Raw genomic sequence first — 23,429 nt, forward strand, 5'->3', positions numbered from 1 at the left:
GCCTGCCTTAATCCGCACTGCCGGATGGTAATGGCTTGGGTGAAGCAAGAACCGTATCCAGCGTGTGGGTAAAGGCGCCCGGCTTGAGTGGCTGGGGTTGCGTGGGTGCGGGCGCCCATGCCGTCAGAATGGCCATATGGAGCGGCATGGCGAATGAGTCGCCCGCATCAGGCACTAATTCCGCCGAAGCTGCCGGAAAAAGAAAGCGCGGCGCTGTGGTGCGGCTGCGCAGAGCGAGGGCATTTGTTTCTCCTGCCGCGCGCAAATCCTGCAAGAGTGCCGTGAGCGAGCGATACCGCAAATCCAGTTTTTCCGTATCCACAACTGGTAACGCAAAGCCCGCGCGCTGGAGGAGATGGGCGCAGCTTTGCTGGGTGGGGAGAGGAGATACCCGGGGGGATACGCCGTCGCATAACGCCAGTTCTGCATCCTCCAGCGCCTGTCTGAGCGGGCGGAGAGTCGGCAGGATCGGCAGACTGGCGAGAAATAGCCCATCGGGTTTTAAAATGCGGCAAATCTGGCGGAATGTGCCGGGGAGGTCGTTAATCCAGTGCAAAGAGAGGCTGGCGGTGACCAGATCGAAGCTGTGCGGGGCAAAGGGCAGGGCTTCCTCATCCACGCAGACGGCCGGGCCGGGCGCACCGGCGGCCATGGCGTGAGAGAGATCACAGGATAGGGTGGGGATGCCACGGGCTATCAGCCGTTTCGCCACAATGCCCCGGCCCCCCACATCAAGAGCCGCTGTAAAATGGCGGGTGACATCATCCAGCCTGTCGATCAGAATATCGGCAGCGGCGTCCAGAACAGGCATGACGGAGTGTTGCAGGCTGGCGGAGCGGGTTCTGTGCGCTTTGACAGCCTTGCGGTCAAAAATGATGGGGGTATCCATGGCACCGGAATCTGCGCGTTTCAGCCGTGTTTGCCAAGGGGATGCGCTCTGTAAAGGCGTGCGGCACGAGGCTTTGTGATGGGATGGAAGCATGTCCGCCATATAGGAGGGGCCGCGCTGGACGTGCTGTTCCCGCCATCGTGCCTGTTGTGTGCTGCGGATGTGGCGCAGGCCGGACTGGTCTGTACGGAGTGTTTCGGGCGGCTGCATCCGGTTGTCGCCCCGTGCTGTGATGCCTGTGCGACCCCGCAGACGGCAGCGGCCTATCTGGGTGCGGACGGCTTATGTCCGGCCTGCGAGCGTCAGCATCCTGTGTGGGCGCACGCTCGGGCGGCTTTTTTGTATGATCAGGCAAGCCGGGATCTGATCCTGCAATTGAAATATGCGGACAGGCTGGAAAATGCCCGCTTTCTGGCGCAGCGGATGAGACAGGCCGGGCATGATATTTTAACGCCGGATGCCGTGCTGGTGCCTGTGCCCGTGCATCGCTGGCGGCTCATGGGGCGGCGGTATAATCAGGCTGCGGTTCTGGCTCTGGCCGTGGCGCGCAGAAGCGGGGTGCACTGTGTGCCGGATGCGCTGGTACGCAGCAAGGCCACAACACGTCTGGCCAGTTTTTCACCGCAGGAGCGCAAGGCCGAGATGCGTAACGCCATTACGCTGAATCCCGCGCGTGCCGCCGGGCTTGCCGGCCGGTCCGTCGTGCTGGTGGATGATGTGTTGACGACAGGCGCTACGGCGAGTGTCTGCACGCAGGTTTTGCTGGAGGCCGGGGCGGCGTCCGTCAGCCTGCTGGTGGCGGGGCGTGTGCCTGCGCAAAAAGAGGTTGATCTTGATTTTCCCGTCATGGAAACACCTATGTAAAGACGGGTGCAGAAATGCACGCAGAGACATGAGGAAAAAGCTAAGATGCCAGTCATAGAAATTTATACGCAGCCCGGTTGCCCCTACTGCATTCGCGCAGTCCGGCTTCTTGAAAGCAAGAACGTCGCGTTTAAGGAGATCAATGCGCCCCGTGGCACGCCGGAACGGGAGCAGGCCAGTGAGCGTTCGGGCGGGAGTTCCACAGTGCCGCAGACGTTCGTGGATGGTCGGCCTCTGGGCGGGTGTGATGATCTGATGCGTCTGGAGCGGCAGGGGCAGCTGGATGCCGCATTAGGGCTGGCGGGGTAACGGAAAAGGGCGCGGGATGATCTGCTATCGTTTGCGCTGCGCCGCCGGGCATGAGTTTGAAGGCTGGTACCGTGACAGTGCGGCTTTTGCGCAGTTGCAGGCTGGTGGCTTTCTGTCCTGCCCGGATTGTGGACACACGGACGTGCAGCAGGCGCTGATGGCGCCCGCCATCGCTAAAAAGCGCGGCACTGTTCCGGCAGGCAGCGTTGCAGACGCATCTGCCAGTCAGTCGGCATGTGCCGTGGTGCCGGATAAGATGATTGCGGCCCTGCAAAAAATCCGGCAGGCGGTTGAAGCCGGGTGTGAAAATGTCGGCGGCCGCTTTGCGGAAGAAGCGTTGCGGATGCACCATAAGGAAGCCCCGGAACGCGGGATTTACGGGCATGCCTCAGAAGAAGATCGCGCTGTCCTGGCGGAAGAGGGTGTGCATGTTCTGAACATTCCATGGGTGCGCCGGGCCGATGGGTGAGTGTTGAAGGGCTGGCTGTAACGTGGCATGACCACCTGCTGGGTTCTCGCCCGGAATGCCGTGATGCTGGCTGTGTCTGAAAAGGGAGAAGAGCAGCGTGACTCTCAAAAACGCATGGATGACGGCGTTTCTCAGCGCGTTTCTGCTCTGTGCCGCAGGTGTGGTGCCGGATCGGGCGCATGCTGAAGCACCGGAAAGTGCCTTTATGGGCTACTGGCTCAGTCAGGGGCATGATGGTGTGTTCAGGATCGGCATGTGTGGTGATACCGTGTGCGGCCAGCTTGTCGGGCTGAGCTATAAAGGGGACGATGTGCCGAAAGACCATAAAGGTCAGTCGGAATGCGGCCTCCAGATGCTGACAGGATTCCGTCAGTCCTCAGACGATAAAAAACGCTGGAATGGCAAGATCCTCGATCCCGACAGCGGAAATGTCTATCAGGCGCAGATATGGTCTCCTCAGAAAGATGTTCTCAAGTTGAGGGGCTATATAGGGCTGCCGCTTTTTGGTGAAACACAGACATGGACGCGGTATGAAGGGACATTAGGGCCAGTCTGCAAGATGCCCTGAAATAAAAAGACCAATAAAAAGAACAAGGCGATACCGGAATGACTCACTCCTTTTCCCGACGTGTTTTTGGTCTGGGCAGTTTTGCGGGGGCTTTGACTGTCGTACTCCCTGTAAAGGCTGCGGATGATACGGCTAAAGCCCCTGTTCAGGATGGCAAGTCTGCCCGGCGGACCATCTGCTACATTGGCGGCTATACTAAACACGGGCCGCCGGGGGGGGATGGAGAAGGCATCAGCGTTTTCGAGATGAATCAGAAAACGGGAACGCTGACCAGCCTGACGACTTTTACGGATATTGCCAGCCCGTCTTATATTACGCTCTCTCCGGATAAACGCTTTCTGTACGCCGTCAGTGAAATCAATGATTTTGATACGGCCCACAGCGGCTCCGTGACGGCGTTTCTGGTGGATCAGGCGACAGGCGGCCTGAAAAAACTGAATACGGTGGCGTCCGGCGGGGCAGACCCTGCGCATCTGAGTGTTCATCCTTCGGGCCGGTTTGTCATGGTCGCCAATTATACCGGCGGCACGATTGGCATTATTCATGTGCTTGCGGATGGCTCTCTGGGCCGTATGACGGACCTGATCCATAATTCCGGCCCCCGGATGCCGGATCGCGCTGCGGACAACCCGCCGGGGAATTTCGCGGTGAGTGACCATTCCTCCGCGCATCCGCATATGATCAAAACGGACCCGAGCGGCAGGTTTGTGCTGGTGATGGATGCCGGGCTGGACAGGGTGTACGTCTGGACCATCAATCTCCAGACCGGCAAGCTCTCACCCGCGGCGGTGCCGTTTACCACCATGACGCCGGGTTCTGCTCCGCGCCATTATGTTTTCGGGTCTGGTGGTAAGAAGCTCTACCTGCTGTGTGAGCAGGATTCCAAGGTTGTTGTGGCGGACTTTGACCCGCAAACCGGCAAAATATCGCCTCAGCAGACTGTCAGTTCCGTAACGGCGCATTTCCGTGGCAGCACGCTGGCGGCAGGTATTCTGCTCTCCCCGGATGAACGCTTTTTATATGTGTCGAACCGTCTGGGGGATTCGCTGGCGGTCTTTCAGGTTGCCAAAGATGGCAGCCTGACACTGGTTGATGAAATCTGGACACATGCCGATTATGGCCGGTCTCTGATGTTCGATCCGTCTGGCAGCTATCTGTATGTTGCAAACCAGAGGAGTGATTCCATCACGTCCTTCCGTGTGGATAAGACAACCGGGAAAATCAGCTTTACGTGGGACTTCACGCCGGTTGGAAGCCCCACCTGTTTTGAATTTATGACCCTTCAGGCAGACCCGACAGCGTCAGACGTCAGTCCTTCCTGAAGGCGGCGATGTAGTTCACGCTCAGGTCCCGGCTCTCTTTCCATCCGGAGAGAGACGGGGTCATGCCCGCAATGTCCTGAATGCTCAGGCGGGACTCACGGCCAAAGCGCCCGAGTTCCGCCGGGGTAAGAAACTTGCGCCATTCATGCGTGCCAATAGGCAGCAGGCGCAGCACATATTCTGCCCCGATTTTACCAACCGCCAGAGACCGCAAGGTGCGGTTCATGGTGGAGACAATCACAATGCCGCCCGGCTCCACCAGATCAGAAAGCATTTTCATAAATGCTTCAGGATCAGTGACATGCTCGATGATTTCTAAGGCCACAACGGCATCAAATCTGGCCTGCTCCGCGACCAGTTCTTCCGCGCTGCCAACCCGGTAATCCAGAGTGCCGGAACCCGCAGGCAGCGGGTGCGCCTCCAGATGCGCGCGGGCTGCGGCAATGCCATCGGCAGAGGCATCCAGCCCCAGCACATCATGCCCGGCTTCTGCCAGCGCCTCACTGGCAAGGCCTGCGCCACAGCCAATATCCAGCACGCGTACATGGCGTGTGGTGCGGCCCCGCATGGGGAAGTGGCGGCAGGCCCAGCTGATGCGCAGGGCGTTCATGGCGTGCAGCGGGCGCATGGGGCCTGTTGGGTCCCACCACTGGCTGGCCAGCGCGCTGAAGCGGGCAATTTCCTCAGGGGAAACGGAAGAAGCAGCGTCTCGGCTGGAGGGATGCATGGAACAAAATTCCTTTCCTGCTGATCTCCCCCGCTGGACGAGAGGGGGCCGGGAAGGGTATGTGACGCGCCTTGTGAAGCTGTGCAACCATTTGCAGCCCGTCTGGTGGAGAAAAAATTATGCCCGGTTCCGTCCCTCGGATCGTCATGAAGTTCGGTGGAACATCCGTGGGGGATCTTGAGCGCATTAAGGCTGTGGCCGAGCGTGTTAAAAAACAGAAGGACGCTGGCTGTGATGTGCTGGTGGTTGTCTCCGCTATGGCCGGAGAAACCAACAAGCTTGTCGGCTATTGCGATAACCTGTCTGACCTGCATGACGCACGGGAATATGATTCCATTGTGGCGACAGGTGAGCAGGTGACAAGCGGGCTGCTGGCCATTGCATTGCAGAAGCTGGGCGTGCCCTCACGCTCCTTTGCTGGCTGGCAGGTGCCGATCCGGACCGACTCGGTGCATGGCAAGGCCAGTCTGGACACGATTGACGGTGAACGGCTGCTGGGGTGCATGGCTGAAGGTATGGTGCCGGTTGTGGCAGGCTTTCAGGGCGTGGGGCCGGATGGCCGCGTGACGACACTGGGGCGCGGTGGGTCTGATACGTCTGCTGTGGCGCTTGCTGCGGCGATCAAGGCTGACCGATGTGATATTTATACCGATGTGGACGGGATTTACACGACAGACCCGCGCATTGTGGCCAAAGCTCGCAAGCTTGAAAAAATCACCTACGAGGAAATGCTGGAACTGGCCTCTGTAGGGGCCAAGGTGTTGCAGACGCGCAGCGTGGGCCTTGCCATGCGTGAGCAGGTGCGCGTTCAGGTGCTTTCAAGCTTTGTGGATGGTCCGGCGCTGGTTGAAGGTGAATTGCCCGGCTCTCTTGTGGTGGATGAGGACGAAATCGTGGAAAAGAAACTGGTAACCGGCATTGCGTATTCCCGTGATGAAGCAAAGCTGTCGGTCAGGCGTATTCCTGATCGTCCCGGCATTGCCGCGGCAATTTTTGGCCCGCTGAGCGAAGCCAACGTGAACGTGGACATGATTGTGCAGAGCACGGGTGCTGACGGCACGACGAACATGACGTTTACCACCAGCAAGACCGACCTGCCGCGCGCGATCAGCACGCTGGAATCCGTGCGGGAAGCCGTGCAGTATGAAGAACTGGCCACAGACGCCGATGTTGTAAAAATCAGTGTGGTTGGGACCGGTATGCGGTCCCACGCCGGGGTGGCGGCAACCATGTTCCGCACGCTGTCTGAGCGCTCCATCAATATTCAGGTGATTTCCACCAGCGAGATCAAAGTGTCGGTCCTGCTGTCTGCCGAATATGCAGAACTGGCCGTGCGCGCCCTGCACACAGCATACGGGCTGGATAATGTCTGACATGTCCGCCCCTGACCTGAACGCTCCGCCGACCGAGGCGGAAAGAATTCGCGCCAGAAAACGGTTTGACGGTCTTTGCCAGCGTGGCACCGCGTTCCTTGGGACGGAATACGCCATTCTTGGCGGTGCGATGTCCTGGGTGAGTGAGCGGCATCTTGTTTCGGCCATTTCCAATGCTGGCGGGTTTGGCGTCATTGCCTGCGGGGCCATGCAGCCCGAACGGCTGGCGGAAGAAATCGCGGCAACCCGTGCGCTGACGGATCGTCCGTTTGGCGTAAACCTGATCACCATGCATCCCCAGCTTAATGAGCTGGTTGAGGTCTGCCTTCAGGCCGGTGTCGGCCATATTGTTCTCGCCGGTGGAATTCCGCCGGGGGCTGCGATCAAGGCTGCCAAGGATGGGGGCGCGAAGGTGGTTGCCTTTGCTCCGGCTCTGGTGCTGGCAAAACGCCTGATCAAGATGGGTGTTGATGCGCTGGTCATTGAGGGGGCTGAGGCTGGTGGCCACGTCGGCCCTGTGTCCCTGACGGTGCTCGCGCAGGAAATCCTGCCGCATATTGATCAGGTGCCTGTGTTTGTCGCGGGTGGTCTGGGGCGTGGAGATGCGCTCCTGTCCTATCTGGAGCAGGGCGCTTCCGGTGGCCAGCTCGGAACGCGGTTTGCGGCGGCCGCCGAGAGCATCGCGCATGAAAAGTTCAAGACGGCCTTCGTGCGGTCCAATGCGCGGGATGCCATTACGTCCGTGCAGCTTGATGAGCGTTTTCCGGTTATTCCCGTGCGTGGGCTGGTGAACGAGGGCAGCCGCCGCTTTATTGCGCATCAGGCTGACGTCATTAAACGCTTTCAGAGCGGTGAACTGACGCGTGAGGATGCCCAGCTTGATATCGAACATTTCTGGGCTGGCGCTTTGCGCCGGGCTGTGATTGATGGAGATGTGGAAAACGGATCTGTCATGGCCGGGCAGTCCGTGGGTATGGTAAAGGCCGTTCAGCCGGTGGCTGAAATTATCTCTGACCTTGTTGAGCAGGCTGTTACGGCGCTTGTCCGCCAGCAGCGGCGCATGGATTATAATGGCTGAATCCGGTTCTGTTCCAGAGCAGGAACCTCCTGCTTTCTCGCCTCCTTTGCCTGATGTTGAAAGCCTCGGGGTGGGGGCTGCGTTGCGTACGCGGCGGGAACAGCTTGGCTGGTCTTTGGCGGATGTTGCAGCCTGGCTGCGTATCCGGGAATCCTATCTGGAAGCACTGGAAAGCGGGCGTGCCGGTGTTTTCCCGGCAGAAGCCTATGCGCTGGGGTTTTTGCGCACCTATGGCACGGCACTGGGGTTTGATGCCTCAACTCTGGTGCAGCGCTATAAGCGGGAGGGGAAAAGCGGCGGCCAGAAGCCTGATCTGACGTTCCCCGCGCCGCAGCCCGACCGGCGTATTCCTCCGGGTGTCAGCGTGTCTCTGGGGCTCGCCGTGATCCTTGCCAGTTATGTCGGGTGGTATCATTTTATCGGGCATGCCCCGCCAGCCCCTGAGCATGTGCCGCCAGTGGCGGCCATTATTCCGGGCACTCAGACCTCCAACACCCCTTCTCCGCAAGTGGCGTCCATTCTGCCTGGCCCCGGAGCCGTGCCTTCCCGCAGGCCGGACGCCCCGGCAGCATCCGCAGGCGCGCTGGCAGGCTCCTCAGCCAGTTCTGCTCAGACGCCGCCCGCAGGGTCTTCCGCCGCACCGCAGCAGACCGCACAAAATCCTGATTTCACCAGGCCCGCTTTTCCTGCGGAGCAGGACGGGAGTGTGGGGGCTGACGGAGCGGCTGCAAGCCCGGCAGGAGATGCCGCGCTGGCTGCTAATCCGCAGGCAGCGACCGTGCCGCCGGGGGCCGAACCACCCCAGCCAGTACCGGCTGTGCCTGATAATCAGATAACCCTGAAAGCCATTGCGCCTAGTTGGGTGCAGGTGAGGGATGCCAGCGGTAAGGTCTCGTATGACCATATCATGCAGGTTGGAGACCAGTGGGCTGTGCCTGTGGACGGTGGGCCATATAGTCTGACCGTCGGGAATGCCGGTGGGATCGTGCTCAGCGCAGGTGCTGTCACCACGCAGCCTCTGGGTAAAAATGGAGCGGTGCGCAGAAAGCTGGTTCTGACGCCAGAGGCCGTCAGAGATGGTTCTCTGGCTGGAACCACGCAGAGCGCCCCTGCGGGTGGTGTCACGCCTGCCCCGGCTGCCACTCCTGCCACTCCTGCCGGAGCAGGCGGAATTTCGGGTCCCGCAATGCCAGAAAATAAGCTACCCGCTGGTGCTGGTGCTGGTGCTGGTGCTGGTGTTGTTGGTGCAGGCGCCAGTGTTGCGGGGCAGGCGCTCTCTGTCGGGCCGAATGGCCAGCCTGTGGCGCCGTCGCAGGGCGCAGGGGGGCAGCCGCCTGCACCCTCCAGACCGCGCCCCCGTCGTCAGCCCGTGGAGCAGCATGACTCCAGCGCGGATGATCTGAATGCCCGCCAGCTTCAGGGGATAACCGGGCACTGAAGGACTGTTTTTCGTGCTTTCATGTAGCCAACGCGCATTGATTTTGGCAGGAAGGCATCAAACGTAATGGGCAGGCGCGCGGCGGAACGCGGTTTGCCTGACAACTGTCGTCTCGACAAAAGGATCTAACATGAGTGGCTACCGGCCTTACCAGTATATCGAGCGTCGGAAATCACGGAAAATCCATGTCGGCAAGGTTGCCGTCGGTGGGGATGCGCCGATTTCCGTCCAGACCATGACCAACACCCTGACCAGTGATGCACAGGCGACGATCGAACAGATCCGCCGTGCGGAACTGGCGGGCGTTGATATTGTGCGTGTGTCCTGCCCGGATGAAGAGAGCACGAAGGCGCTGGAAGAAATTGTGCGGGAAGTGAACGTGCCCATCGTGGCCGACATCCACTTCCACTATAAGCGCGCGATTGAGGCCGCCAAAGCAGGTGCGGCCTGCCTGCGTATCAACCCCGGCAACATCGGCAGCCCTGACCGCGTGCGTGAAGTTGTGCAGGCCGCCAAAGACTATGGCTGCTCCATCCGTATTGGGGTGAATGCCGGGTCTCTGGAAAAGCACCTGCTGGAAAAATATGGTGAGCCTAACCCTGAAGCGCTGGTAGAAAGCGCTCTGGAACACGCCAAAATTCTGGAAGATCATGACTTCCGTGAATTCAAGATCAGCGTGAAGGCGTCTGACGTCTTCATGGCAGTTGCTGCGTATCAGCAGCTTGCGGATGCGTGTGACTACCCGCTGCATATCGGCATTACAGAAGCTGGCAGCAAGCGGGCTGGCACCGTGAAATCTTCTATCGGTCTGGGTAATCTGCTGTGGGCCGGTGTGGGTGACACCATGCGCGTTTCTCTCTCCGCAGCGCCGGAAGAAGAAGTTCTGGTCGGCTGGGATATCCTGAAATCCCTCGGCCTACGCCACCGCGGTGTGAAGATCATTTCCTGCCCGTCCTGTGCGCGTCAGGGCTTTAACGTGGTAGAAACGGTGCAGACGCTGGAAGATCGTCTGGCGCATATCAAGACACCGCTGACCCTCTCCATCATCGGCTGTGTGGTGAATGGTCCGGGTGAAGCCCTGATGACGGATCTGGGTGTGACCGGCGGCGGCTCTGGCCGCCACATGGTCTATTCCGCCGGGAAGCAGGATCATACCGTGCCGGGTGCCGACATGATTGAGCATGTTGTGGAACTGGTGGAAGCCCGCGTGGCGGCCATTCAGGCAGAAGAAGCTAAAGAAAAAGCTGAAGGCGTTGCGCCGGAACTGCCGGAAATGTCTTCCGCCAAATAATACACACACTCTCTCTGAAGGATGCGTGAGCGGGCGTTGGCCTCTCACGCATCCTTCAGGTTTTTCTTTTTTTATGACAGATCAGGACATGGTGTCCGGCGGCCCTTGAGTTCGTGCGGATGTCAGGCCGGGAGCCATTCGTGAGTAACATTCAGCCCGTCAGAGGAACGCACGACCTTATTGGGGAGCAGCAGCGCCGGCACGCCCATGTGGTGTCTGTAGCCCGCCATATTGCTGGCCTTTACGGGTTTGACGAATGGGCGACCCCGATTTTTGAGGAAACCCGCGTCTTCTCCCGCTCTCTGGGCGATACGTCCGACGTGGTGTCCAAGGAGATGTATTCCTTCAATGACCGTGACGGGGAAAGTCTGACCCTGCGGCCTGAAGGAACGGCGGCAATCTGCCGCGCGCTGGTAACCAATGGCCTGACCCAGTCCCTGCCGCAGAAGGTTTTTTATGCCGGACCGATGTTCCGGTATGAGCGCCCGCAAAAGGGCCGTTATCGCCAGTTTCACCAGATTGGTGCCGAGCTTCTGGGGGCAGCGGAACCTCTGGCCGACGCGGAAGCCATTGCTCTGGCGCACCAGTTGCTGACGGCGCTTGGCGTTGCGGATGATGTGACGCTGGAACTCAATACGCTGGGTGATACAGCCAGCCGGGATGCCTGGCGCGCGGCGCTGGTCGCCTATTTTTCCGGGCATAAAGACAAGCTGTCCGAAGACAGCCTGAACCGTCTGGAAAAAAATCCGCTGCGTATCCTCGACAGTAAGGACGCCGGGGATCGCTCTCTGGTGGCCGATGCGCCGATGATGGAAGAGTTCCTGACCCCGGAGGCCCGCACGTTCTGGGATGGTCTGCTGCGCACGCTGGATGGGTTCGGGATTGCGTATAAAATCAACCCGAGCATTGTCCGCGGGCTGGACTATTACAACCATACGACGTTCGAGTTCGTCACGCGCCGCCTTGGCTCACAGGGCACAGTGCTGGCTGGCGGGCGGTATGATGGGCTTGTGCAGCAGATGGGTGGGCCGGAAGTGCCCTCTATTGGCTGGGCCGCGGGGATTGAGCGCCTTGCGATGTTACTGGACGCTGCCCCTGCGGCCCCGCGTTCTGTTGTGATTGTGCCGGTGGGCACGCCGGATGAAAACGCCGTCCTCGCCATTCTGCAAACGCTGCGGCAGCAGGGTGTGCGGGTGGAAATTGGCTATCGCGGTTCCCTGCGGAAGAGGATGGAACGGGCTGGTAAGCAGAACGCCAGCCATGTGCTGTTTCTGGGGGATGATGAGCTGGCGCGAGGCAGCTTCCGTGTGAAAAACATGGAAACGGGTGAAGAAGCAGAAGTGTCTCGTGAGACGCTGTTTTCCGCTGCGGCCAGCGTGTTTGCAAAAGCAGGTGAGTCTGCCGCGCAATGACTCTGGACGAACGGCTGGACAGAATTGTTGGCCGGGCGCTGGAGCTTGAGGCCCTGCTGGCAAGTGGTGTGAGTGGAGAGGCGTTTACGCAGGCCTCGCGGGAGTACGGGGAGATAGAACCCGTTGTCTCCCGTATTAACGCCCTGCGTGCGGCTGAGCAGGGCGCACGTCAGGCGGAAGCTCTGCTGGCTGACCCGGAAATGAAGGAACTGGCAGAAGCCGAACTGGCCGAGCTGCATGATGCCCTGCCACAACTGCGGCAGGATGTGCGGCTGGCGATGCTGCCGCGGGATGCAGCGGATGAGCGCAGCGCCATTCTGGAAGTGCGGCCCGCTGCGGGCGGGGATGAGGCGGCGTTATTCGCTTCCGAACTGTTTGACCTGTATCGCCGGTACGCGGACCTGCGGGGCTGGCGCTTTTCCGTCATGGATTATGATGAAAGTGAGCTGGGCGGCCTGCGGTGTGGCATTGCCGAAATTACCGGCAAAGGCGTGTTCGCGCGGCTGAAATATGAATCCGGTGTGCATCGGGTCCAGCGTGTGCCTGCCACGGAAAGTCAGGGCCGCATCCATACCTCTACCGTGACGGTGGCTGTGCTGCCCGAAGCGGAAGAGGTGGATGTCACGATTGATGAAACCGATTTGCGCATCGACGTCTATCGTGCCTCCGGCGCGGGCGGTCAGCATGTGAACAAAACGGAAAGTGCTGTGCGTATCACCCACATGCCGAGCGGCATTGTGGTGGCCATGCAGGAAGAGAAAAGCCAGCATAAGAACAAGGCTAAGGCCATGAAGATCCTGCGGGCGCGGCTGTATGAGCAGCAGCGGGCGCAGGCCCATGAGTCCCGGGCCGCAGACAGACGTTCTCAGGTCGGGACGGGGGACAGGTCGGAGCGTATCCGTACCTATAACTTCCCGCAGGGGCGGGTGACGGACCACCGTGTGACTCTGACGCTCTACAAGATTGACCGCATCATGCTGGGCGAGATTGATGACTTTGTGGACGCCCTGACGCAGGAAGAGCAGGCAGCCCTGCTGGCGGCGGAAGGTCTGTAAGCCGTTTGCTGTTTAGCTGACCGGCGTTGCGCAGACGCTGGACTGGCCGGGGTGATGTTCGGCGGCGTCCGGATCATCCGGGTCCTGCAGAAAAAACTCGGTGAAGTTGTCTGACCCCAGCGCATAGAAATGATGGTGGTCGGGGTTATGCAGGGTGCCATCACTGTTCACCTCATGCGTTTCCACCCGACCTTCCGGGGTGCGGATCGTAATTTCACCGCATAAGGTATAGGTGTGCTCAAGCCGGCCTGCTGCCGTCGTCACGTGGATGGTTTTTTCCGGGGTCTTGTCATTCAGCCGGATGGTGGCGGCAAGGGTGCCGTCAATATAAATGCGCGAGACTTCCGAGATTTCAGCACTGGCTTTCCCGTCCGTTACGGTAAAGTCGCCAGCCAGAGCTGGTGTCACGACAAGCGGGGCTGTGACAAAAGAGGCGCAAACCGCTAAGGCCGTGCGGGAGATGAGGGGAATGCTAAAAAAACGCGTCATGACACCCAAGCCGCTGACAGGACAATACTCCCGTGACTAGAGCAGAAAACCACCAGACCTGCCAGCCGCTGGAGCAGCTTCTGGCTCTGGGCACACGCCAGTTGAGCGACGCTGGCATTGAAGGGCCGCGGCGTGAAGCCCGGCTGCTGCTGACTTACGCTCTGGGCCTTACCGCCGAACAGATGCTCTCCCGCTCTCCGCGAGATCTGGTGCCGGACCAGCCGTTTCTGACCTATCTGGCACGGCGGGCGGCGCGGGAGCCGATGGCGTTTATAACCGGTAGCAAAGGGTTCTGGACGCTGGATCTGGCGGTCTCCTCCGCGACGCTGGTGCCGCGGGGGGATAGTGAGACGCTGCTGTCCTGCCTGCTGGATTATTGCCCGGACATACACAGCAGCAAAACCATGCTGGACCTCGGCACGGGAACGGGCTGCCTGTTGCTGGCTGCTCTGGCGGAATATCCGGAGGCATGGGGGATCGGGGTAGATATCAATCCGGAAGCCGCCGTGCTGGCCCAGGGCAATGCCCGCCGCTGTGGTCTGGCGGACAGAGCGCTCTTTATGGCCGGAGTGTGGGATAATGCCCTGCAAGGTCAGCGTTTTGATGTGGTTTTGAGTAACCCACCCTATATTCCTACTGCCGATCTGGCTGAACTGATGCCTGAGGTGCGCCTGCATGAACCGCTTGCCGCACTGGATGGCGGTGCAGACGGTATGGAGGCTTACCGGGATCTGTGCGCGCGTATGCCCCGGCTGCTGACGCCGGACGGGGTGGCCATTTTTGAAATTGGGATCGGGCAGGGGGAAGACCTGCGGGCAGTGGCCGCTGCGGCGGGCCTTGAGGTGCTGGAAATCCGGTCTGATTTTGGAGATGTGCCGAGAGCCGCAGTTTTGCGGGTCTGTCGTGAAAAGACAGCATAAAAAACAGGTTGGCTTTATGGCCGCTGATTGATAATGTGCCCGGAGCTTATCCTTTTGGTAGCGATGGTCTTATTTTAGCCGCTACCCGGACAAGCCATGGGGCTTTTCACTCAGCAGCGGTTTTCTCTGCGCTGGACTAAGCCCGTTCCGAAAGACAATTCGGCCTTCAGTCAGGAAACGCGTCTTAACACAATAGTCTTGGACTGTTTCTTCATGCAGAACGCCATGAACAGGAAAGTGCTGCGATAGCTCATGAATGTAAAACGGATGCGAACCAGAAATCATCGCCCTAGCGGTGGAAGTGGTGGAACTTCCCGGCATCTGAATGGTCAGATCCCGATGAACCGGAACCATGTTTTTGATAGCCATGGGCCGGATGTCCGTGTGCGCGGGACAGCGCAGCAGCTTTTTGAAAAATATCTCCAGCATGGCCGTGATGCGACGGGTGCAGGTGACCGCGTGGCCGCTGAAGCCTATTTTCAGCATGCCGAGCATTATTTCCGTATCATGAACGCCATGGCGCAGGCCGCGCAGCAGAGCCAGCAGGAACGTGCAGAACGTCAGTCCGCGCGTCAGTCCAGCCGGGCGCAGATGAATGCTGCTGAAGAAGCCGATGAAGGGCATCGCGAGGCAGAAGATGCTCAGTCTGCGCAGCACGATAACGAGCCTCAGCCAGAACTTTCCGAATAATCGAAAAATTATGACTTCTGTGCTTCAGTTCCGGCTTTAGGGGCGGGCTGAAGGGCAGGGCGCGACTGATCCATGCTACGTTCAATGTGGCATGGAAATCGCTCGACATTCAGATGGGCATGAGTCGTTTTGCGGACGAGCTCTGCGTATTCCCGCCTGGGGGATTTTTCAAAAAAGAGAAAAACCGAACCCTTTAAAATCTCTCATAACCGTTTTCTCAGCAAAGAGCTGATCAGGCTAATGATCTGATTTTTAAGGAAAGATGGTAGCGGCGGACGGATTTGAACCGCCGACCAAGGGATTATGATTCCCCTGCTCTACCGCTGAGCTACGCCGCCATCGTTCGGTGGAGGTGATCTACTATCCGGAAGGGGAGGCCGTCAAGACGTGAAGTCTGAATTTATTACAAAAATTATGCGACGCCTTACTGATCCAGATTGCCGCCGCCGAAAATATAATTGCTGACCTGCTGCTCCAGGCTGGAGGGTTCTATGGTGTGCGTCATCATGGCGCCGGGTGCGACCATGGTGTGTGATTTCCCCGGCTCCACCCGCAGAGCGTTGTCTGAGGAGAGGGTGCTGCTGCCGATGGTCAGTGTCGTATCTTCTGGCAGTTTCAGGTCAGAATTCAGCCGAAAGCGCACAATGGCCATCTGCGATGCCGGGTCGAGCGTGATGGAGGAAACCCGGCCTACCGTGACCCCGCCAATATCTACGTCCGCACCGCGTTTAAGGCCATTGGCGGACACAAAGCGGGCAGACAGATCATACCGGTCCTGCCCCGGCGCCGTCTGGGTGGCACGGGCATAGAGGGCAAACGCCAGAGTGCCAGCCAGTACTGCGCCGCTAAAAATGCTCGCGCCTGTGCGACCACGTCCAATCATGTCTCTCTTTTCTCCGTCAGCCCTGCTCTGGCGCGCCGCACCTTAATTTCATCAATGCTTGCAGCACGTAAGCACATGGTGCAAGGACAACCTTCTTTCTTTGATGCGGCCAGATCAGGGTTTGTAGCGGATGTCTTTCTTTCAGGCGATGATCATAGCGTTCCTGCAGGGTGCTACGGAGCTTTTCCCAGTCAGTAGTCTGGGGCATGCCGTCATTCTGCCTGCGCTGCTGCACTGGTCTTTTGACCAGCATGCCCCGGCCTTTCTGCCGTTTCTGGTCATGCTGCATCTTGGCACGTCTGTCGCGCTGCTGATTTTTTTCTGGAAAGACTGGATGGCGCTGGCCAAAGGCGCGCTGGGTGGTGAGGGCAGAAGTCTGCAAATGCAGAGCCTGCATATCCTGAGCCTTCTGGTGGTCGCGACTATTCCGGCTGTTATTATCGGTCTGTTGTTTGAACATATGCTGCGCAGCCTGTTTGGCTCTGCCTCGGCTGCCGCTATTTTCCTGTTTCTAAATGGTTTTATGCTTCTGCTGGCTGAAAGGCTGCGGGGTGTTTCCGGGCAGGGTGATGTCCGCACTGTGGCGGATATGACGTATAAGGACGCTGTGGTTATAGGCCTGTTTCAGTGCATTGCGTTCTTTCCGGGCTTTTCCCGGTCCGGGGCGACAATCTGCGCCGGGTTGCTGCGTGGCCTCCGGCATGATACCGCCGCCCGCTTTTCTTTCCTGATGGCCGAGCCGGTTATTATCGCCGCGACAGTGCGTGAGGCTTTTAAGCTGCGCTCAGAACCGTTTGATCCGGCACAGATGCATCTGGCGCTGATTGCGGCTGTGGTGTCAGGGCTTACGGCACTGGCCAGCACAGCGTTCCTGATGCGGTATTTCCGGGATCATGACAGATGGGCTCTGTCTCCGTTCGCGTATTATTGTATGGCAGCAGGGGCGGCTGCGACTGTAATTTTTCATTTCTCTTCGTAAACAAAAAGCCTACGCTGCACAGGCGCAGGGCATAAAATGCTGGCAAACCGGGCTGGATCATCAGGCCCGGTTTTTGGTTGGAGGTTACACAAGCTCTCATGGGGTTTTCATCCTGCCCGGATACGGGGCGGTCTCGTCGCAAATCACTTGAGAGAATTGAGCAGGAAAATGGTGCTCAACGGCTGAAGAGAACGTTGGGGCCTCTGCAACTCACCATGCTGGGGGTTGGTTCGACCATCGGGGCTGGCATTTACGTCATGACAGGAACGGCGGCCGCCAACTATGCCGGGCCGTCTATCCTGCTTTCCTTTATTGTGGCCGGGCTGGCCTGCCTGTTTACCGCGTTATCCTATGGGGAGCTGGCATCCGCTATGCCGGTTTCAGGCTCAGCCTATACATATGCGTATGTGTCTATGGGTGAGGCCTGCGCCTGGGGCGTCGGCTGGCTGCTGCTGCTGGAATACGGCATTTCCTGCGCCGGTGTAGCTGCGGGCTTTTCTGGTTACGCGGTCAGTCTCCTGCAGGATTTTGGAATTCAGATTCCGCATGCGCTGACCACCACGACCCTTCAGGTCATTTTTGATAGTGCCGGACGCCATATTTCAGGCGGCGGCAGGCTGGATCTGGTGGGGGCTTTTTCCATTCTGGTGGTGACGGGCCTTCTGATTCTCGGCGTGAAGGAATCCCTGCGGATCAACACGGCCATCGTCTTCCTGAAAGTGGGGGTTCTGGCAGTTTTTGTGGGCGTTGGATTGTGGCAGATCCATCCGTCTTACTGGACGCCCTTTATCCCGCCGCATGAGGGAGGGTTCCGCTACGGTATTCCAGGCATTTTCCGGGCGGCGTCCATTATTTTCTTTGCTTATGTCGGGTTCGAGGCTGTTTCCACGGCGTCGTCCGAAGCGCGTAATCCCCGGCGTGATATTCCTGCCGGGATTATCCTGTCCCTGCTGATCTGCACCGCTGTTTACATGATTGTAGCTGCCGTGCTGATAGGCGTCGTGCCATGGAAACTGCTGGATGTGGCCGATCCTCTGGCCGTGGCGGTCAATGCCATGCATCAGTCATGGCTGGCGTTTTTTGTTAAAATCGGGGCCGTCATTGGCCTTTGCTCAGTCCTGTTTGGACTGCTCTATGCGCAAAGCCGCATTTTTTTCGCTATGGCGGAAGATGGCCTGCTGATGCCGCTGTTCTGCACTCTGCATCCACGTTTCTGCACACCATGGGTCGGGACCATTCTGCTGGGTGTGGTGGTGGCTATTGCTACAGCAACCCTGCCTATTGATATCATCGGGGATCTGGTGAGTCTGGGAACAGCCACGGCGTTTGGGATTGTCTGTTTTACGGTGATCTGGATCCGCAATACGGCTCCCGACTTTCCGCGCACCTTTAGCGTGCCGGGTGGCGGTTTTACCGTGAAGGGTCTCTGGATTGGCTATGTGCCACTTCTGGGGATTCTGTTCTGCCTGATTATGGCAGCGCCGCTGTTTGTGGATATGATTTTTGCCCTGTTTTCCGGGGACCCGGTGCCGGCTACCCTACTGGCCATCTATTGCGCCTGTGGCTGGGCAAGCTACCGGTTTTATGGCCGGAAACATTCCCGCCTCGGGCAGGAGCAGGCGGCCCGCTCAGCCTAAAAAAGGCTGCCTGAGGCAGCCTTTAGTCGTTCATGGGGTAGGAGGCCAGCAGGCGTTTCTGCCGGCGCCACAGACGGACACCGTGCCACAGTCCGCTGGACTTCCAGCCTTCTTTTTTCTTCTTCGCGCCAATGCGGAATGTTTCCCGGTAATGATGAAACTGGGCTGCATAGGCTTCGCGCAGCGTCGTGCTGGAATCCCAGATATGGGTCGCTTCTGAACCGACACCGTTGATTTCGATAATCTCGAACTTCTCGCCCTGCCGCAACGCCTCGACAGACTCGAATTTCACATCCACCCGACCAAAGTGGAAGTCGGGAATGTCCTGCATGATCTCGTCCAGCCGGTCCACCAGTGCAGGCGTGATGTCCGCCGCGCCGTTATGGAAAATAGCGCCTTTGCAATGGTTGCCCGCAAAAACAAGGTCGAGCGTTTCCCCTGCCGCGAGCACATCGTTCAGGCGGGCCTTGAGGCGCGGCGTATAAATATGCAGCAGCAGGCTGGTGCGTGAGTCCTGTTTGAGCAGGTCCAGCACTGTGGAGTGCCCGTTGCCCGTCAGCATTGGAATATCTTTATAGGTGAGGGAGGAAATTTCCCCACGCGGACTGTCGGGGTGCCGGATGTAGAACAGACCTGCTTCATTCTTGTAGGGAATGAGCCGCTGTAAAACCAGTTTGATGCGTCGTGGGAAGGCCGCCAGAGCGGCTGTCAGTTCGGCTTCCGTGCGGGCCAGCTTAACGCCGGTGCCGTTACAGCCGACGTCCGGTTTTACAACAACAGGGACGCTGAGTCCTTTCTCCGCCAGAGCTTCCAGCGCGCGTTGTGTGTCATTCGTGCCGGTTATCAGCGTGGTGTAAGGCGCAATCCAGCGGGACGCGACGCTGCCCGCCATATCCAGAATGCCACTTTTACTCTCACCACACAGGCCGCCTGTCTCAATGCGTGGATTGGCGGCGGTCGGGGTGCTGAAGTCACCGTAACGGATACCCAGCAGGATCCAGTAAATCACAACCGGCGTGTAAAACGCCCAGCCCGGCCAGAATTCAAAGCTGGAGAGCGGAGAGCCAGACTTGCTCCCGGGTTGTGGTGACGGAATGGAGGCCGTATGGGGCTGAGAGGATGGTGACAGCTGGGTCATTTTCCCTGCTTCTGAATGCGGGCAGCAATGCGACCCATAATGATGATTACCAGCACAAAGCCAAAAATACCGACCCAGCGCCAGGCTCCGAGGTGGGCCAGCAGAAACCCACCAACGCGCAGCGATAGCGCAAAAAGGGCAGATGTCCAGATCATGGTTGCCAGAATGGTGGCTAGCGTAAAAGTGCGCAAACCAGCATTGAAGAACCCGCAGGCCGTGTAGAGCGGCAGGCGGGTGCCGGGCACAAAACGGCTGATAAAAACGACTTTGAACAGCTTTTGCGTCAGCCACTGGCGTTGCACATCCCGCTCCGGCGTATCAATCCATCTGCGGGCTGGTGGCCAGCGCGCTGCAAGATATCCTAGCCCGTACAGGCCCACATCGCCTGCAACAATTCCGACATAAAGCGCGATTAAAGCCGTGCCCGGCGCGAGCGTGTGCAGATTGACCTGAATGGCGGTAAGAACTGTTGCGGCATCTTCAAGAATAAACGTGGCGATGATGACGATCAGAACCTGAACAAGCGGGTGAGCCGTCGTCAGCGCAAGAAAATGATCCAGAGAGCCGGGCATAAAGGAAGAAGGTCCATCAGGTCGGAGTGCAGGGTTACAGGGTGCGTAACGGGATAAGGGGGAGAAAGGAGTCTCCGCGCGCGGGAATGTCAAGCGATAGCGCAGGGGCAGTAACGCTGCCGGACAGATGTCTCTGAGAGACAGAACAGATGTGGGAGGATAAAGTGACGTCCTGTCCCGCCGGGTTTATGTGAGCAACAACAGGGCTGATACGGAATGCTGAGAAGACAATTTCTTGTTTGCGGGGTTGTGTCCGCCGCTGTGGTGACTCCCGCCTTTGCAAAAAACAAAGCCGCCCGGGCCGTCTCAGGTACGGAGCTGGGGAGCTATGCTGCGTTTCTTGCCGGTGTGCGGCGGGAGGCCATCAGTAAAGGGCTTTCAGCCTCTGTGGTGGATGAGGCTCTGGCGCTGACGGCAGAACCGAATCAGAAAGTCCTGAAGGCAGACCGGCATCAGCCGGAATTCACTCTGACATGGGCGCAATACAAAGCGCGCGTTATCACCGATAAAAAGATTTCAGACGGGCAGGCGGCAGTCAGTGAGCGTGAGGCTCTTCTGGGGAAGGTCAGCCAGATTTATGGCGTGGATCGCGGTGTGATCGCCGGGATCTGGGGGCTGGAATCCGCGTATGGCACCCGAATGGGCACGTTCCATGTGGTCGATGCCCTTGCGACTCTGGCCTATGACGGCCGGCGGGCTTCCTTCTTCCGGGCAGAGCTGTTCAAGGCACTGACTATTCTGGGTGAAGGCGACATTACGCCGGCAGGGATGCTGGGCAGCTATGCGGGTGCCATGGGGCAGCCGCAGTTTATGCCCAGTGCGTATGAGCAGTATGCGGCCAGTTTCCCGGCCGGGGGGCGCCGCGATATCTGGAATAATGAAGGGGATGTTTTCGCTTCCATTGCCAATTATCTGGCCAAATGCCACTGGATTGCTGGGCAGCCGTGGGGCGAGCCGGTAGATATGCCAGACTCGCTGGAGCAGGGGCAGATCGGCCGGACCATTGTGCGGCCTGTGTCCTACTGGGCCACGCAGGGAGTGCGGCCGCAGGGTGGGGGTGACTTTACGCATCTGGATCTGAGTGGTGCGATTATCCGCCCCGATGGCGTTGGGGGCGAGGCCTATATGGTGTACCACAACTTCAATGTGATCCGGCGGTATAATCCGTCTGATTTCTATGCTCTTGGTGTTGGTCTGTTGGGTAGTGCCGTGGCGTGAAAAAAGCCGTTCTTTTCTGTTGTGTGACTGTTGCGGCCTGTTCCAGACCGCAACCTGAAGTAAAGCCGGATGTGCATTATGTCGTTGGTCCGGCCTGGCAGGCAGGGGCGGCGTGGATGTATCCGCGAGAAGATTTTTCCTATCAGGCTATGGGGTTGGCTGTCCGGCAGGCAGACTCTGGTACGCCGCTGACAACGGATGGAGAAGTGCGCAATCCACTCGCCATGACGGGTAGCCATCCAACCCTGCAACTGCCCGCTGTTGTGACTGTTATCAATCTGGAAAACGGGCGTGAAATTACGATCCGGGTGAATGAGCGCGGTCCGGCAGAAACAGGACGTATTCTGGGTCTGTCACGCAGGGCGGCTGACCTGCTGGGGGTTGGGGCTGGCCCGGCACGCGTACGGATTATTGAGGATGAAGTGACGAGCCGCCAGCTTGCGGAGCAACTGCCCGGCGGCCCGATGCTGCAAATCAGCGCAGCCCCGCGGGAAGCTGTAAAACAGACAGATCTTGCAAGCCCGGTCGCGGGCACGGAGAGCAGGGGAGTCTCCTCCACGACGGAGCAATCCGCAGTCTCAGCGGCGCAGGGCACTGGGCCGACGCCTGTTCAATTGCCGGACCTCCCGGTGCAGTGGCGGCAGGGACAACCTGTGCCGACGCAACTCTGGGTTGAAACAGCAGATTTTACAGCGCGCGGCGCAGCCGCAAGGCTTGCCGCGCAGGAGGGAGGCTCGGTCTGGCCTTCTTTCTCACCACAAGGCAAGATGTGGGCTGTCCGACAAGGACCTTTTGCGACTATAAGCGACGCGGATGCGGCCCTGAAGCGCGCACTCGCTGATGGCTTGACCGGATCTCATATCGTCGTCGAATAGGAAAGAACGTGCAAACTCGACGGTTTCTTCTCGCAGGAGGCGCAGCCCTCCTCTCAGGTAGTTATTCTCTGACTGCTTTTGCCCGCAAATCAAAGGGAGCGCATCCGCATGCTGCGGCGGCTCCTGCTGGCAGTGCAGTTCCTCTGCCTGATGCTGTGGCGCAGACGCCTGCCACCACGCCTGTTGGCCCGCTGGACACGCTGGCGCGCTGGGCCTGCATTATTGACTATAAGAGTGGCACAACCCTGCTTGAAAAAGCAGCGGATGAACGGATGCCTCCGTCCTCCCTGACCAAGATGATGACGGCTTACGTCACCTTCAGCATGCTCAAGGCAGGTCGCCTGCGTCTGGACCAGCAGCTCCCGGTGAGCGAGCGGGCCTGGCGCATGCAGGGGTCACGCATGTTCGTGCCGCTGGGGCAGAGCATTCCGGTGCAGGACCTCATTCAGGGGATGGTGATCCAGTCCGGCAATGATGCCTGTATTGTTCTGGCGGAAGGGATTTCCGGGTCCGAAGAACAGTTTGTCGCCCTGATGAACGACATGGCGGGCAAGCTGGGTCTGACCAACTCCCACTTTATGAATGCTACGGGCTGGCCCGCGGAAAACCACTACATGACGGCCCGCGATGTGGCCTATCTGGCTCTGCGGCTGATTCATGATTTCCCGGAATATTATCATTATTTCTCGGAAAAAGAGTTCTTCTTCAACAAGATCCGTCAGGCGAACCGCAACGCTCTGGTGGTCAAAGGGCTGGCTGACGGCCTGAAGACCGGCCATACCGATGCCGGTGGGTTCGGGCTGTGCGCCTCTTCCGAGCGAGAAGGCCGCCGGGTGGTTATGGCGATCAACGGCCTGCCGTCAGACGGCGCGCGTGCGCGTGAGGGCGAGCGCCTGATGGGCTGGGCTTTTGCCAATTTCGAATCCGCTAAGATTGTCTCCAAAGGGGATGTTCTGGAACAGGCTCCTGTCTGGATGGGTGTGAACCAGACTGTGCCGCTGGTGGCCGGGCAGGATTTTGTGATGATGCTGCCGCATGGCTGGCGGAATGGCACCCATATGTCTCTGGATTATCAGGGCCCGATTGCAGCCCCGATTCAGCAGGGGCAGCCTGTAGGGCAACTGACGGTTCTGCTGCCGGGCGGACGGCAGGCTCTGGTGCCGGTGGTGGCCGGGCAGAGTGTCCCGGCTCTGGGTGTCTTTGGGCGCGCCGCACGCCGTCTGCATCTCTGAG

24 protein-coding genes and 1 tRNA gene are annotated in these 23,429 nt (G+C 59.0%); 18 read left to right on the forward strand and 7 right to left on the reverse strand.

Going from position 1 to position 23,429, the window contains the following annotated elements; all coding sequences use genetic code 11:
* Positions 1 to 7: 7 nt before the first annotated feature.
* Complete coding sequence (locus tag JK199_RS05220) at positions 8 to 889, reverse strand: methyltransferase domain-containing protein (RefSeq protein WP_212374294.1); 882 nt, start codon at positions 887 to 889, stop codon at positions 8 to 10.
* 78 nt (positions 890 to 967) lie between these two features.
* Between JK199_RS05220 and JK199_RS05225 the strand changes: the two genes are divergently transcribed.
* From JK199_RS05225 to JK199_RS05245, 5 genes are all read left to right on the forward strand, one after another.
* On the forward strand, positions 968 to 1,753 hold the full coding sequence (locus JK199_RS05225) for a ComF family protein (RefSeq protein WP_212374684.1): 786 nt from the start codon (positions 968 to 970) through the stop codon (positions 1,751 to 1,753).
* A gap of 45 nt (positions 1,754 to 1,798) precedes the next feature.
* A complete protein-coding gene (gene grxC, locus JK199_RS05230; RefSeq protein ID WP_077931608.1) occupies positions 1,799 to 2,062 on the forward strand; it encodes a glutaredoxin 3 in 264 nt (87 codons plus the stop codon).
* 16 nt (positions 2,063 to 2,078) lie between these two features.
* Positions 2,079 to 2,531, forward strand: coding sequence for a DUF1178 family protein (locus tag JK199_RS05235; protein WP_212374296.1), 453 nt, complete (start codon positions 2,079 to 2,081; stop codon positions 2,529 to 2,531).
* Between the two features lie 97 nt (positions 2,532 to 2,628).
* Positions 2,629 to 3,099, forward strand: a complete 471-nt coding sequence (locus JK199_RS05240) for a DUF2147 domain-containing protein (protein ID WP_237388710.1) — start codon at positions 2,629 to 2,631, stop codon at positions 3,097 to 3,099.
* Positions 3,100 to 3,137: 38 nt separating this feature from the next.
* Positions 3,138 to 4,421 (forward strand): lactonase family protein, encoded by a 1,284-nt coding sequence (locus JK199_RS05245; protein ID WP_212374299.1) that lies wholly within the window; start codon positions 3,138 to 3,140, stop codon positions 4,419 to 4,421.
* Here the strand turns inward: JK199_RS05245 and ubiG are convergent.
* A complete protein-coding gene (gene ubiG, locus JK199_RS05250) occupies positions 4,408 to 5,148 on the reverse strand; it encodes a bifunctional 2-polyprenyl-6-hydroxyphenol methylase/3-demethylubiquinol 3-O-methyltransferase UbiG (protein ID WP_212374301.1) in 741 nt (246 codons plus the stop codon). The two genes, JK199_RS05245 and ubiG, sit on opposite strands and share 14 nt — an antisense overlap.
* A 119-nt stretch (positions 5,149 to 5,267) precedes the next feature.
* Between ubiG and JK199_RS05255 the strand changes: the two genes are divergently transcribed.
* The 6 genes from JK199_RS05255 (at position 5,268) to prfA (ending at position 12,795) form a co-directional block, all read left to right on the forward strand.
* Positions 5,268 to 6,521, forward strand: a complete 1,254-nt coding sequence (locus JK199_RS05255; RefSeq protein WP_025828563.1) for an aspartate kinase — start codon at positions 5,268 to 5,270, stop codon at positions 6,519 to 6,521.
* Complete coding sequence (locus tag JK199_RS05260; protein ID WP_212374303.1) at positions 6,514 to 7,599, forward strand: NAD(P)H-dependent flavin oxidoreductase; 1,086 nt, start codon at positions 6,514 to 6,516, stop codon at positions 7,597 to 7,599. The genes JK199_RS05255 and JK199_RS05260 overlap by 8 nt, the downstream gene beginning before the upstream one ends.
* Entirely contained in the window at positions 7,562 to 9,037 is a 1,476-nt protein-coding gene (locus tag JK199_RS05265) for a helix-turn-helix domain-containing protein (RefSeq protein ID WP_244984917.1), read from the forward strand. Before JK199_RS05260 ends, JK199_RS05265 begins: the two co-directional genes overlap by 38 nt.
* Before the next feature lie 130 nt (positions 9,038 to 9,167).
* On the forward strand, positions 9,168 to 10,328 hold the full coding sequence (gene ispG, locus JK199_RS05270) for a flavodoxin-dependent (E)-4-hydroxy-3-methylbut-2-enyl-diphosphate synthase (protein WP_212374305.1): 1,161 nt from the start codon (positions 9,168 to 9,170) through the stop codon (positions 10,326 to 10,328).
* Between the two features lie 140 nt (positions 10,329 to 10,468).
* Positions 10,469 to 11,740, forward strand: a complete 1,272-nt coding sequence (gene hisS, locus JK199_RS05275) for a histidine--tRNA ligase (RefSeq protein ID WP_212374308.1) — start codon at positions 10,469 to 10,471, stop codon at positions 11,738 to 11,740.
* Positions 11,737 to 12,795, forward strand: a complete 1,059-nt coding sequence (gene prfA, locus JK199_RS05280; RefSeq protein ID WP_077929996.1) for a peptide chain release factor 1 — start codon at positions 11,737 to 11,739, stop codon at positions 12,793 to 12,795. The genes hisS and prfA overlap by 4 nt, the downstream gene beginning before the upstream one ends.
* 12 nt (positions 12,796 to 12,807) lie before the next feature.
* Here the strand turns inward: prfA and JK199_RS05285 are convergent, their stop codons facing one another.
* Entirely contained in the window at positions 12,808 to 13,284 is a 477-nt protein-coding gene (locus tag JK199_RS05285) for a hypothetical protein (protein WP_244984918.1), read from the reverse strand.
* Between the two features lie 32 nt (positions 13,285 to 13,316).
* Between JK199_RS05285 and prmC the strand changes: the two genes are divergently transcribed.
* Positions 13,317 to 14,204 carry a peptide chain release factor N(5)-glutamine methyltransferase gene (prmC, locus tag JK199_RS05290; RefSeq protein ID WP_212374310.1) on the forward strand — a complete coding sequence of 296 codons (888 nt, stop codon included), beginning with the start codon at positions 13,317 to 13,319 and terminating at the stop codon, positions 14,202 to 14,204.
* A gap of 252 nt (positions 14,205 to 14,456) precedes the next feature.
* Entirely contained in the window at positions 14,457 to 14,894 is a 438-nt protein-coding gene (locus JK199_RS05295; protein ID WP_025825197.1) for a DUF4167 domain-containing protein, read from the forward strand.
* A gap of 263 nt (positions 14,895 to 15,157) precedes the next feature.
* Here JK199_RS05295 and JK199_RS05300 read toward each other — a convergent pair.
* Together JK199_RS05300 and JK199_RS05305 are read right to left on the reverse strand one after the other, a co-directional pair.
* Positions 15,158 to 15,232, reverse strand: a tRNA-Met gene (locus JK199_RS05300).
* Positions 15,233 to 15,318: 86 nt separating this feature from the next.
* Positions 15,319 to 15,777 carry an MlaD family protein gene (locus tag JK199_RS05305; protein ID WP_212374312.1) on the reverse strand — a complete coding sequence of 153 codons (459 nt, stop codon included), beginning with the start codon at positions 15,775 to 15,777 and terminating at the stop codon, positions 15,319 to 15,321.
* 130 nt (positions 15,778 to 15,907) lie between these two features.
* Between JK199_RS05305 and JK199_RS05310 the strand changes: the two genes are divergently transcribed.
* Entirely contained in the window at positions 15,908 to 16,756 is an 849-nt protein-coding gene (locus JK199_RS05310; protein ID WP_212374314.1) for an undecaprenyl-diphosphate phosphatase, read from the forward strand.
* 98 nt (positions 16,757 to 16,854) lie between these two features.
* Positions 16,855 to 18,393 (forward strand): amino acid permease, encoded by a 1,539-nt coding sequence (locus JK199_RS05315; protein WP_212353557.1) that lies wholly within the window; start codon positions 16,855 to 16,857, stop codon positions 18,391 to 18,393.
* Positions 18,394 to 18,415: 22 nt separating this feature from the next.
* Here the strand turns inward: JK199_RS05315 and JK199_RS05320 are convergent, their stop codons facing one another.
* Together JK199_RS05320 and JK199_RS05325 are read right to left on the reverse strand one after the other, a co-directional pair.
* Entirely contained in the window at positions 18,416 to 19,531 is a 1,116-nt protein-coding gene (locus JK199_RS05320; RefSeq protein ID WP_212374316.1) for an ATP-grasp domain-containing protein, read from the reverse strand.
* The gene (locus tag JK199_RS05325; protein ID WP_035373296.1) at positions 19,528 to 20,103 is read right to left on the reverse strand and encodes a DedA family protein; all 576 of its coding nucleotides are present in this window, start codon (positions 20,101 to 20,103) and stop codon (positions 19,528 to 19,530) included. Before JK199_RS05325 ends, JK199_RS05320 begins: the two co-directional genes overlap by 4 nt.
* A gap of 216 nt (positions 20,104 to 20,319) precedes the next feature.
* Here JK199_RS05325 and JK199_RS05330 point away from each other — a divergent pair, with 216 nt between their 5' ends.
* Genes JK199_RS05330 through JK199_RS05340 form a run of 3 tightly spaced genes read left to right on the forward strand, consistent with a single transcriptional unit; the run spans position 20,320 to position 23,428 of the window.
* Positions 20,320 to 21,321 (forward strand): lytic murein transglycosylase, encoded by a 1,002-nt coding sequence (locus JK199_RS05330; protein ID WP_212374318.1) that lies wholly within the window; start codon positions 20,320 to 20,322, stop codon positions 21,319 to 21,321.
* Entirely contained in the window at positions 21,318 to 22,196 is an 879-nt protein-coding gene (locus JK199_RS05335; protein ID WP_212374320.1) for a septal ring lytic transglycosylase RlpA family protein, read from the forward strand. Before JK199_RS05330 ends, JK199_RS05335 begins: the two co-directional genes overlap by 4 nt.
* An 8-nt stretch (positions 22,197 to 22,204) precedes the next feature.
* Positions 22,205 to 23,428 (forward strand): D-alanyl-D-alanine carboxypeptidase family protein, encoded by a 1,224-nt coding sequence (locus JK199_RS05340; protein ID WP_212374322.1) that lies wholly within the window; start codon positions 22,205 to 22,207, stop codon positions 23,426 to 23,428.
* Position 23,429 lies beyond the last annotated feature (1 nt).

Source organism: Acetobacter persici (assembly GCF_018256955.1).
Classification (GTDB): Bacteria; Pseudomonadota; Alphaproteobacteria; order Acetobacterales; family Acetobacteraceae; genus Acetobacter; species Acetobacter persici.